Source organism: Pseudomonas sp. BN102 (genome assembly GCF_029871245.1).
GTDB lineage: Bacteria > Pseudomonadota > Gammaproteobacteria > Pseudomonadales > Pseudomonadaceae > Metapseudomonas.
The window spans coordinates 1-10,974 of sequence record NZ_SSON01000061.1 but is presented as its reverse complement, the minus strand read 5'-3'; the positions used below and the strand labels follow the sequence as shown (position 1 = coordinate 10,974).

Annotated in this window: 11 protein-coding genes; 6 read left to right on the top strand and 5 right to left on the bottom strand. The window is 59.2% G+C overall.

Going from position 1 to position 10,974, the window contains the following annotated elements; translation table 11 throughout:
- Window positions 1-1,517 (bottom strand): CoA-acylating methylmalonate-semialdehyde dehydrogenase (locus E8F12_RS12115; RefSeq protein WP_280325480.1); only part of this gene is annotated, 1,517 nt, incomplete at its 3' end.
- A gap of 156 nt (window positions 1,518-1,673) precedes the next feature.
- On the opposite strand from E8F12_RS12115, the gene E8F12_RS12110 reads away from it, so the two are divergent.
- A complete protein-coding gene (locus E8F12_RS12110; RefSeq protein ID WP_280325481.1) occupies window positions 1,674-2,579 on the top strand; it encodes a LysR family transcriptional regulator in 906 nt (301 codons plus the stop codon).
- Window positions 2,580-2,877: 298 nt separating this feature from the next.
- On the opposite strand, the gene E8F12_RS12105 is transcribed toward E8F12_RS12110, so the two are convergent.
- From E8F12_RS12105 to E8F12_RS12095, 3 genes are all read right to left on the bottom strand, one after another.
- Complete coding sequence (locus E8F12_RS12105; RefSeq protein WP_280325479.1) at window positions 2,878-3,714, bottom strand: alpha/beta hydrolase; 837 nt, start codon at window positions 3,712-3,714, stop codon at window positions 2,878-2,880.
- 234 nt (window positions 3,715-3,948) lie between these two features.
- Entirely contained in the window at window positions 3,949-4,695 is a 747-nt protein-coding gene (locus tag E8F12_RS12100) for a glucose 1-dehydrogenase (protein ID WP_280325477.1), read from the bottom strand.
- Window positions 4,696-4,755: 60 nt separating this feature from the next.
- Entirely contained in the window at window positions 4,756-5,172 is a 417-nt protein-coding gene (locus E8F12_RS12095; protein WP_280325475.1) for a nuclear transport factor 2 family protein, read from the bottom strand.
- A 248-nt stretch (window positions 5,173-5,420) separates the two neighbouring features.
- On the opposite strand from E8F12_RS12095, the gene E8F12_RS12090 reads away from it, so the two are divergent.
- The gene (locus E8F12_RS12090) at window positions 5,421-5,948 is read left to right on the top strand and encodes a nuclear transport factor 2 family protein (protein ID WP_280325474.1); all 528 of its coding nucleotides are present in this window, start codon (window positions 5,421-5,423) and stop codon (window positions 5,946-5,948) included.
- A gap of 27 nt (window positions 5,949-5,975) precedes the next feature.
- On the opposite strand, the gene E8F12_RS12085 is transcribed toward E8F12_RS12090, so the two are convergent.
- Window positions 5,976-6,974, bottom strand: coding sequence for an NADPH:quinone oxidoreductase family protein (locus tag E8F12_RS12085; RefSeq protein ID WP_280325473.1), 999 nt, complete (start codon window positions 6,972-6,974; stop codon window positions 5,976-5,978).
- A 267-nt stretch (window positions 6,975-7,241) separates the two neighbouring features.
- Here E8F12_RS12085 and E8F12_RS12080 point away from each other — a divergent pair, with 267 nt between their 5' ends.
- The 4 genes from E8F12_RS12080 to E8F12_RS12065 form a co-directional block, all read left to right on the top strand.
- Entirely contained in the window at window positions 7,242-7,760 is a 519-nt protein-coding gene (locus E8F12_RS12080; RefSeq protein WP_280325472.1) for a nuclear transport factor 2 family protein, read from the top strand.
- A 40-nt stretch (window positions 7,761-7,800) separates the two neighbouring features.
- Complete coding sequence (ribBA, locus tag E8F12_RS12075) at window positions 7,801-8,904, top strand: bifunctional 3,4-dihydroxy-2-butanone-4-phosphate synthase/GTP cyclohydrolase II (RefSeq protein WP_280325471.1); 1,104 nt, start codon at window positions 7,801-7,803, stop codon at window positions 8,902-8,904.
- A gap of 140 nt (window positions 8,905-9,044) precedes the next feature.
- On the top strand, window positions 9,045-9,647 hold the full coding sequence (gene ribA / locus E8F12_RS12070) for a GTP cyclohydrolase II (protein WP_280325470.1): 603 nt from the start codon (window positions 9,045-9,047) through the stop codon (window positions 9,645-9,647).
- 275 nt (window positions 9,648-9,922) lie between these two features.
- Window positions 9,923-10,974: LLM class flavin-dependent oxidoreductase (locus E8F12_RS12065; protein ID WP_280325469.1), on the top strand; the 1,052-nt coding region annotated here is incomplete at its 3' end.

The following is a 10,974-nucleotide window of genomic DNA, read 5'->3' as shown; positions in this document are numbered from 1 at the left end:
AGGGTGATGGTGGTGTTCACCGCGCCGCCGACTTCGTCCTCGTCGAACCAGCGCGAGGTGACGGTCTTGGTCTGGGTGTAGAACTGCACCACCTGCTTGCCGTACGGGCCGAGGTCGCCGAGCTTGGAAGCGCGCGAACCAGTGAAGGAGAACAGCGGCACCGGTACCGGGATCGGTACGTTGATGCCCACCTGGCCGACGTCGATCTCTTCCTGGAAGTGCCGCGCGGCGGCGCCGGAGCGGGTGAACAGAGCGGTGCCGTTGCCATTGGGGTTGGCGTTGATGAAGGCGATGGCCTCGTCCAGGGTGGCGGCGCTCACGACGCAGAGCACCGGTCCGAAGACCTCCTCGCGGTAGATGGTCATCTCCGGGGTGACGCCGGCGAAAATGGTCGGGCCGACAAAGTTGCCCTTGGCGTAGCCGGACACCTGAGGGTCGCGGCCGTCGAGCACCAGCTGTGCGCCTTCCTTCTCGCCGGCGGCGATCAGACTGCTGACACGATCCAGCGCGGCGCAGGACACCACCGGGCCGACATCGGTGCCGGCCTCGACGCCTGCGCCGATCTTCAGGCTCTTGGCCTTCTCCACCAGGTCCGGCAACCAGGTTTGCGCCTCGCCGACCAGGATCACCACCGACAGCGCCATGCAGCGCTGGCCTGCCGCGCCGAAGGCGGCGCCGGCGAGGTTGTTCAGGGTCTGCTGCTTGTGGGCGTCGGGCAGAACGATGGCGTGGTTCTTCGCGCCCATCATGCACTGGGCGCGCTTGCCGTTCAGGGTGGCGCGGTTGTAGACGTGGGTGCCGACCTTGGTCGAACCGACGAAGGATACCGCCTTGATATCCGGGTGGTCGCAGAGCAGGTTCACCGCATCGGCGCCACCATGGATGACGTTGAGCACGCCGGCCGGCACACCGGCTTCCATGGCCAGTTCGGCCAGGCGCATGGTCACCATCGGGTCCTGCTCGGACGGCTTGAGGATGAAGGTATTGCCGGTGGCGATTGCCATGGGGAACATCCACAGCGGAATCATCGCCGGAAAGTTGAACGGGGTGATGCCGGCGCATACGCCGAGCGGCTGGTTGAGGGTGTAGGTGTCCACGCCGCCGGCCACGTTGTTGGCCAGCTCGCCCATCTGCAGGGTGCCGATGTTGGCGGCGTGCTCCACCACTTCCAGGCCGCGGAAGATGTCGCCCTCGGCATCCGGCAGGGTCTTGCCCTGTTCGGCGGTGAGGAGGGCGGCCAGCTCCTTCATGTTCTCGCGGATCAGCTGCTGGTACTTGAGGAAGATGCGCGCACGGGCGCCGATCGGGGTCTTGCGCCAGGTCTTGAAGGCGGCCTTGGCGCTGGCCACGGCGGCGTTCATTTCGTCCTCGGTGGCGAAAGGCACGCGGGCCAGGACTTCCTGAGTGGCCGGGTTGACCACGTCGCGCCATTGACTGGTGCGGGACTCGACCAGCTTGCCGTCGATCAGCAGTTTGACGGTGGGAACAGTAGTCTGAGTGTTTGTTTGCGCTGTCATTAGGACTCCAGCCTTTCAAGGGCAGATGCTGAGGGTGGTCTTATCTCGGGAGATTTGTAAACACGTGCGTTGATAATAGCAGTGCATTTTTATTTATAGCTATAGGGGCATTTGCAGAGTTACTCTGCAATTTTGCACATGAAGGGGATCAGCTTTATGGATTGGGACAATCTGCGCTTTTTCCTCGAACTTTCCCGCGCGGGCAAGTTGACGGCAGCCGCTCTCCGGCTGGGCGTTGACCACACCACGGTATCGCGTCGTGTACAGGCGCTGGAAAAGAGCATGGATACGCCCCTGTTCATGCGCGCAGCCGCGGGCTACAGCTTGACCGAGGCTGGACGCAACCTACTGCCTCAAGCTGAAGCGATGGAAAGCGCATTTTCTGCGATTGAACAAGCGCGAGCGGGACAGAAAGACAGCCTTTCTGGACAGGTGCGCATAGGTGCGACGGAAGGCTATGGCTTCGTGATGCTCGCTCCGCAACTGGCCGAATTCACCCAACGTCATCCGAGCCTGGGGATCGATTTGCTGGCAGTGCCTAGGACCGTGCAATTGTCGCGCCGCGAAGCCGACATCGTGATTACCTTGGAACGTCCCGAGCGTGGGCCATTCATCATTACCAAGCTGACCGACTACGTGCTCAAGCTCTACGCCTCCGTCAGCTATCTGGAGCAGCATCCGCCCATTCGGCATCGGGAGGATCTGCGCGATCATGCTTTTGTCAGCTATATCGATGATTTGCTTTACAGCAAGGAGCTCCTCTATCTCGATGAAATCGGCAAGCCCCGGCATGTTGCATTGCGAAGCACCAGTATTCTCGCGCAGCAGCAGGCCACCGCCTCAGGGGCCGGTATCGCGATCCTCCCGTCATTCTCTGCCGATTCGGATCCGCGCTTGAGACGAGTGCTGAGCGAGCAGATTGAGTTCACCCGGACGTTCTGGATGCTGATGCCAATTGAACTGAAGGACATTGCACGAATGAAGGCAGCCTGGAATTTTCTGCGAGAAATGGCTCAGGCGAACCAGGCTCTCCTGCTTGGGGGCGGCATGAGGCAGCCCTAGCGCCAGGACTGGCATAAATTGAAAATGTCAGGCGTATGGGTTGAGGTGAAATTAGTTCGAGGTCCGCAATACTGGGCAAAATGATTACCGTGCTGTGGCGTTCCGATAAGACAAGCTGAAGTGAAATTACGAAAGCATGGTAGCCAGGGCCTGCGGGTTGCTATGGCTACCTAGGTGAAACGTCCACAGTCCGTGCGAAAAGCGTGAGCGAAGCTTCCTTGCACTTCCCGTTTGGCCGCAGCAATCATCGTCATTTCGAATGGTTGCACCGACCATCAACATTATTTACGGATGGTTTCTATGCCTCTACCGAGTTGCTCAGGAAGTCGAACAAGGCATCGTTGAACGCGTCGTTGCTGTCGCCAGCGACCATGTGGTCGGCGCCGGCCACATTGGCCAGTCGCGCGTGCGGAATCTGCGCAAGTAGCTGCTTTACCCCCTTCTCACTGACCAGCCGGCTGGCGCCGCCACGGATCAGCAGCGTAGGTATGCCCACCCCTGAGGCAGCAGCTTCGAGACGCTCGGCGTGCCGAGTGCGTTGGTTGTCCGGGGAGGTGATCGCTGGATCGTAATGCCAGCGGTAGCGGCCGTCCGCGCACAGGCGCAGGTTGCGCTCGAGCCCTGCAAAGTCGGTCGGTCGCTGCCGATGGGGAAGGTAGGCGGAGACTGCATCGGCCGCTTCCTGTAGGTTTTCGAAGCCATTCGGGGCGGCCTGCATGAACTGGAGGATCTCCGCTGCGCCCTCGGCCTCGATCCGCGGCACTACGTCCACCAGCACCAGGCCGCGGGCCGGCTGACGGGCCTCGCCGATGGCGAGTAGCGAAGTCAGCCCGCCGAGCGAGGCTCCGACCAGTACAGGTGGTCGGCGAAGGGTCTCCAGTACCTCGCGTAAGTCTGCAACAAAAAGATCCAGGCTGTAGTCTTGGTCGTGCGACCAGTCGCTGTCGCCATGGCCTCGCAAGTCCAGCGACACGGTGTGATAACTGCGGTCAACCAGACGCTGCGCCGTATTCTTCCACGAGTGACGAGTTTGTCCCCCGCCATGCAGCAACACGACGGGCTGACGATCGGGATCGCCGCCGACATCGGCCGCCAGGCTGACGCCCGCGGCGCCCTTGAATCGCATCTTGCGCATTTTTTCGCCTCACAGCTTCTTTGCTGTAGGAATTAGCCGAAAGCCGGGCGGCTCAATGACAGCAGGGAGCCGTGGGCAATCAGCTGGCCAGCCACGGATCCAGTCACGCGGCTTTGAGCCCTTCGCAGCGCTCGAGTCGGGGCACCGCGAGGGGCTGTTGACGCTTCGAGCTTGGCAAAGAAATCCTAAGCACGACTGCTGTCAAAGTATCCTTGATCAGCATGGATGGGCGGGTTACTGAGCCAGCATCCCGGCGTCAACTAGGTGTTCACTGCCGGTGATGTAGGAGGACTCGTCCGAGGCAAGAAACAGCACCAGGTTGGAGACCTCTTTGGGATCGGCTATACGGCCCAGCGGAATCAGGCCCAGCGCATCCCCGCCGTTCTCATCGGTCGCCTCGACCATCATCGGCGTCTGAATGAAGCCGGGGTGTACTGAGTTGACGCGGATTTTTTTCGGGCCGTATTCAATCGCTGTGGCCTTGGTCAAGCCACGTACTGCGAACTTGCTGGCCACATAGGCCAGATTCGGGAAGCCATAGTTGGCGGCCATGCCCGCAATCGAGGAAATGTTCACAATTGAGCCGATGCCGGCCTTGAGCATGGACGGCAGAACGGCCCGCATTCCCAGGAACACCGAGTGCTGATTTACATCGCAGACCTTCAGGTAGTCGGCCTCGTTGAGGGCCAGGGTGTTAGCAACCGGGCCGAGTATGCCTGCATTGTTGACCAGCACCGTGACTGGGCCGAACGCGGATTCGGCCTTCGCCATCACCTCTGCCCAGGAGTTGGCTCTGGTGACGTCGTGTCTGAGGAACAGCGCATTGCTGCCCAGCTCATCGGCCAGGGCCTGGCCGGCTTCTTCCGACAGATCGGTCAGCACCACCTTGGCGCCTTCCGCAATGAAACATCTGGCATGGGACTCGCCCATGCCCCTGGCAGCTCCGGTAATCAACGCCACTTTGCCTGTTAGTCTACCCACGGTTCTTCCTCTTGTTGTGTTGTGCAGGGGCAGCCCTGCGATGCTGGTGGGGGCTCTGATCTACTCGACGATGAAGGTTTCGTACATGTGCAGCGTGTCGCTGTATTCCCGTATGCCGGTGATGCGCTTGCCGTCCGTTTCGAACAGGAAGTGATAGGTATTCTTGAACACCCGTCCATTGTTCAATTCCGAGCAAGACTCGGCTTCCACCGCAACACGATTGCCTTCGGCGGTCATGCCACCGGGGGTGATGGGCAGGGCGCCTTGCTTGTAGACGGTGACGATTCCAGCCAGTAGCTCGCCCATCTGTTGTTTGCTGTAGCTGCCTGAAATTCCGGGTATGTTGCCGGATATCCACCAGGTACATTCATCGTCCAGGCAGTCGAGAATGTCGGTCACATCGCCGGACGAGAAGACCCTCAGGAAGTGGCGCACCAACTCCTTGTTGCGTTTGAGCAGGTTGTTGGCTGTGTTCACTGTCCTACTCCTGTGACTTGGATTGGCTGATCCGATCGCCAGCTTGCCTAGTGTCGCTCGGCCTAGCCCACCTCTTGTGTGGTGTGGTTATCAGTAGCATTCCTGTTTCACTTGTGTCAACAATTGTGTTGATTGATGCTTTCGGATGAACGATGCTAAGTCGTTAGCTACAAGTGTCGCTGTAAGCCGTTCGGGCTGACCGAGCGTTGGCTTATGGCCGGGATCACAGTGACAGTAAGGGCTGAGTGATGAACAACGACATGCAGGTGCTGCTGGACAAGCAGGCGATCTATGAAGTGCTGATCCGTTACTGCCGTGGTGTGGACCGCTGCGATGAGGAGCTGATCCGCTCCGTCTACCATGACGATTCCTATGATGATCATGGTTACTGGCGGGGATCCGGTAGCGACTTTGCCCGTTTTGTATCTGCACGTCTGACAGCTGCCAACCTAGCGACCACGCATTCAATCACCAACGTGCTAATTGAGGTTCACGGGGATACCGCTCAATCGGAGTCGCAGGTCATGGCGACCCTTGTGCGCAAGGGCAGTCCGCAGTTGGCCGATGTAATGGGCGCCCGTTATCTGGATCGACTGTCCCGGCGCAATGGCGAATGGAAGATTGATGAGCGCACCGTGGTGCTGGACTGGCACAAGGTTGAAGCCTGGACCGAAGCGCAGGCGCCGATCCCTCTCGACGGATTCATGCGCGGTTCCCGCTTCCCGGCCGATCCCGTCTATTGGCACCGGCAGATGGCGACAGAACAACCCAATTAAGCGGGGTTGGCGACCGGGGCGACTGTTCTAGTTGCGTGGCTCGGCGGTCGGCGTAATGACCAGTTTGCCGGTCAGGTTGCGGGACAATACCATCTTGAGGGCATCCGGAGTCTTCTCCAAGGGGTAGGTCTGCGCAATCAGCGGCCTCAGTTTGCCCGCCCTGTAAAGTTCCGATAGGTGCCTGAAGCTGGCCTGGTGCTGCGCTGGATTGCGTTGCACGGCAGGCCACCAGAAGATGCCGGCCACCTGGAAGTTCTTCAGCAACAGCAGGTTGGCCGGTATCTGCGGAATTTGTCCGCTGGCGAAGCCGACAATCAACAGCCTGCCGTCATGGCTCATGCAGCGCGACATACTGTTGAAGGCTTCGCCGCCCACTGTGTCCATGCACAGATCCGCCCCCTGGCCGTCGGTCAGCTCCAGCACCCGCTGCTTCAGATCTTCGCGGCTGTAATCAATCAGATGGTCGGCTCCGTGCGCCCTGGCAGTCTCCAGCTTGTGGGGAGAGCTTGCGACGGCGATGACCGTTGCACCCAGCGCCTTGGCAATTTCAATACTTGCCAGGCCCACGCCGCCCGCGGCGCCAAGCACAACCAGGGTCTCTTTTGCCTGAATCCGGCCGCGGCGAACCAGGGCGTAGTAGCTGGTGCCGTACGAGGAATAAAAACCTGATGCGGTGATACAGTCCATACCCTCCGGTACCGGAACCGCCAGTTCGGCCCGGGCCGCAGCCTCTTCGGCGAAGCCGCCATAGCCGTCTCGGGTCAGGGCCATGACGTGGTCACCCGGATGTAATGTGCTGACATTGGTGCCGGTTTCAATCACCTCCCCCGCGATCTCGAAGCCGGGTGCAAAGGGCATCGGAGGCTTGGCTTGGTATTTCCCCTGGATGATCAGATTGTCCGGAAAGTTGATCGCCGCCCCATAGACCCTGATTCGAATGTCGTCGGGCCCTATGGCCGGGCTGTCCATCTCGCCCAGGGTCAGCATGTCTGCCGGGCCGTATTCTCTGCAAATGATTGCTCGCATGTGCGCATCTCCTGGTGTTGTTCTGCTGCTCCGAATGTCGGCTGGCAAGGTCATTTAGTCAACTTATGTGTTGAATTTGCGGCCGCGGATCTGCAGGCTGAGGCTGGAATTTATTCACTCCGATGTCGCCAAGTTGGCTGCCGCACGTGGGAGGTTGCCGGGGATCGGATCTGGAGGTTCTGTCGTCAACAGGATTTATCAACTCTGTAGTTGACTGATGTCAACAAAGGCTGCACGATTGCCTGAAACAACAAGAAGGTATGCACCATGTCGGATATCGAACGCAGGCTGAAAGCCCTGGAAGACCGCGCCGAATTGCAGGATTTGGCCGTCCGCTACTTCGTTGCCACGGACGATGATGACTACGCCACTTTAGAAGCGCTTTTTACGTCTGAGGCCGTATTCCGTGCCGGCGGGTTCACTGGCGGTACTGATCGGGCCGCCATCATGGCTTTCCTGCGAAGTGCCAGAGCGAACATGGGCGTCACTATCCATACCCCCCATTACTGCTTAATCACCTTCACCGGAGAAGACACGGCAACGGGGGTGGTTGGCGCGCATCTCGAAATTGCCATGGCTGGGCAGAGCCTGTTTGGGGCTGTGCGTTATAAGGACAAATACCAGCGTTTGCACGGCCGATGGCATTTTTCACAAAGGGAAATGCTTGCAATACATATGGGTCCCTGGGAGCAGGTCGCGACCTCGCTGACCGCCGATCTACGCGTGCGGTGGCCGGGTAGCGATCCGCAGCCGGCCGATCTGCCGGCAAGCCGGGCAAGCCTGTAGCTAGGGGTGATCCCATCAAACGGCCGTCAAGGGTGTAGCTATGAAGTTGGACAAGATTGAAGACATCATCGAAGACATCCGTCTCGGCAAGATGGTCGTATTGATTGACGATGAGGATCGCGAGAACGAGGGCGACCTCGTCATGGCTGCTCAGCATGTGAAGGCCGAGCACATCAACTTCATGGCCCGTTTTGCCCGCGGTCTGATTTGCATGCCAATGAGCAAGTCCCAGGCCGAGCGCTTGGGGTTGCGCTTGATGGTCGAACACAACGGGTCAGGGTTCGGCACCAAGTTCACGACCTCGATCGAGGCGGCTACGGGGGTCACCACGGGGATCTCCGCCGCGGATCGAGCTCTAACCGTTCAGGCCGCAGCGGCACCCACTGCGCGGGCAGACGACGTTGTCCAGCCTGGGCATATTTTTCCCCTGATCGCCGAGCCGGGTGGTGTGCTAGTGCGCGCCGGGCATACAGAAGCCTCCTGCGATCTCGCCCGGCTGGCTGGTTTGAATGAAACCGGTGTGATCTGCGAAGTGATGAACGAAGACGGTTCCATGGCACGCCTGCCCGAGCTGACCGAGTTTGCCAAGGAACACGGGCTCCGGATCGGTACCATTGCTGATCTGATCCATTACCGGGCCGTCCATGAGACGACCATTGAGCGGCTGGGGCAGCAGTCGGTGGTGACCGATCATGGTCAGTTCATTATGCATTCCTATCGAGACCGCATTAACGGGGATATCCATCTAGCCTTGACCCTGGGCGAACTGGATTGCTCGCCCACGCTGGTTCGGGTGCAGCAGTCGGTTTCCCTGCGCGATCTGCTCAGCGTTCAGATTCCCGGTAGCAGCGGCTGGAATATACAGCGCTGCCTTGCGCGCATTGCTGCAGAGAAGAAAGGGGTGCTGGTGCTTCTAGCTGGTACCGAAACCTCCGCCGACATGAAACACAAAATAGATGCCCTGAACGGCAAATCCAAGCTGCCTCGAGCATCGGCAGATGGTGATCCTCTGATGATTGGTGTGGGGTCGCAAATACTTCGCGACCTTGGCCTGGGTGATATGCGGCTGATGGCGGGGCCGGCCAAATATCACGGTATCTCCGGATTCAACTTGCAGGTTTCGGAATACGTCGGCTACAGCTGATTCTTCTCTGGCGCCCGGGTTGCCTAGCCAGAGCCAATCATCAGCCATTGCCGGAAGGTAGCAACTGAGCAGTTGCCCCGGGCGTGGTACTGCGCAAGAAAGGGGGCGTAGATGATGACTGGACATATCGGGAGCACGATATGAGCTTGAAATATGTGGTATCCACGCGTCTGCCAACGCCCTTTGCGACCTTTGATATTCACGGTTTTGATGACTCGGAGACCGGTAAGGAACATGTTGCTCTTACCCTCGGAGATGTCAGTTCCGGGGGGGCTATTCTGTGCAGGGTGCACTCCGAGTGCCTGACCGGAGATGTGCTGTTCAGTCAGCGATGCGACTGTGGGTCGCAGTTGAATGTCGCGCTAAAACTGATCGCCGAAGAGGGGAGGGGTATTTTGCTCTATCTGCGCCAGGAGGGACGGGGCATTGGTTTGATCAACAAGCTGCGTGCCTACGAACTCCAGGATCAGGGGGCTGACACGGTTGAAGCCAATGAGCAGTTGGGGTTCGGAGCGGATATGCGTAACTACCTGATTGGTGCGCAGATGCTCGGTCATTTTGGCATCAAGTCTGTACGCCTGATGACGAACAACCCGCGAAAGGTGGATGCCCTGAGGCGTGACGGCATCATCATTGTAGAGAGGGTCAAGTTGCAGTCGGACCTGACTCCCTGCAATGCACATTACCTGCAAACCAAGGCAATTAAGTTGGGGCATATGCTCTCCCATCTCAAATTGAAGTGATCCCGGGTCCTATTGTCATCGGTTGATCCGTGCACGCCTACGGCTTACGCCGCATCGCAGTGTGCGCTGTTCCTTCTCGCCCGGAATTTGCGAAATGCTGCTTCGGGCCCTCTGCGCCGATGTCAGAGTTATTTGATATAAATCAATGACATATCGATTTTATGGCTGGCCGCTCAGGTTGCCGCTTATTGCTTCGCTCAGTTTATCAACATTTGTGTTGACACGTGCGACAGAGCTGATTAGTTTTGTTAAACCAACGAACAGGAGAAGGCCCAATGAAGTTTCATTTGATGCAAACAGGCGTGATTGGCCGTCGTTACGAGCTGGAAGCGGGCATGGCCGGTCAGCGCCCCGAGCTGTATCAGCGCTTTCTATCCGAGGTGCGTGACTACGTGCGTCTGGCGGATGAGCTTGGCTACGCAGGCTACTGCCAACCTGAGCATCACCTGCAGATCGAGGGTTTTGAGATCAACAACCATCCCGGCATGTTCAGCCTCTATGTGGGCCTGCATTCCAAGCGGATGAAGGCCGGCATCATGGGGTACACCCTGCCGACCCATAACCCGGTGCGCATCGCCGAAGAAATCGCCACCCTTGACCATATGCTCCAGGGGCGGCTGATGGTCGGTTTCACCCGTGGTTACCATGCGCGCTGGGTCGACTCCTATGCCGCGCGCCCCGGTGTCAGCGCCACTACGCCGGACAACGCCAAGGCCCGCGACGAGCAGGATGCGCTGAACCGCGAAGTCTTCGAGGAGTCGCTGCAGGTCATCAAGAAAGCCTGGGCCAACGACGTGTTCAGCCACAAGGGCAAGCACTGGGAGTTCCCGCCAAATGGCGGCTCTGCCGGTCACCCGGCCTACGCCAGCATGGGCAAGGGCATGGATGCCGATGGCATCGTGCGCCAGATCGGGATTGCGCCGAAGTGCTACCAGAATCCCCATCCGAAAATTTACGGCGGCTTTGCCGGCAGCATGCGCACCGTCGACATGTGGGCGCGGGAAGGCGGCAAGCCGATCGTCCTGGCCGCCGACCTGGACTTCTGCGATGCCCTGTGGAACCGCTACGCCGATACCGCCCGCCAGCATGAGCGCGAAGTTGCCCGCGAGGATGTTGCCGCCTGGGGTGGTTTCCTGATGCTGACCGATGACAAGGACAAGGCCAAGCAGTTGATGGCTGAGCACAAGTGGTTTTGGGACAAGTGGTTCATCCCGTTCGGCCAGAAAATGCCGAACGTGCTGATCGGCTCGGCTGACGACATCGCCGAGCAGATCGGCCGCGCGCATGACCGCCTGGGCTTCAACGAACTGTTCCTGATGTTCGGTCA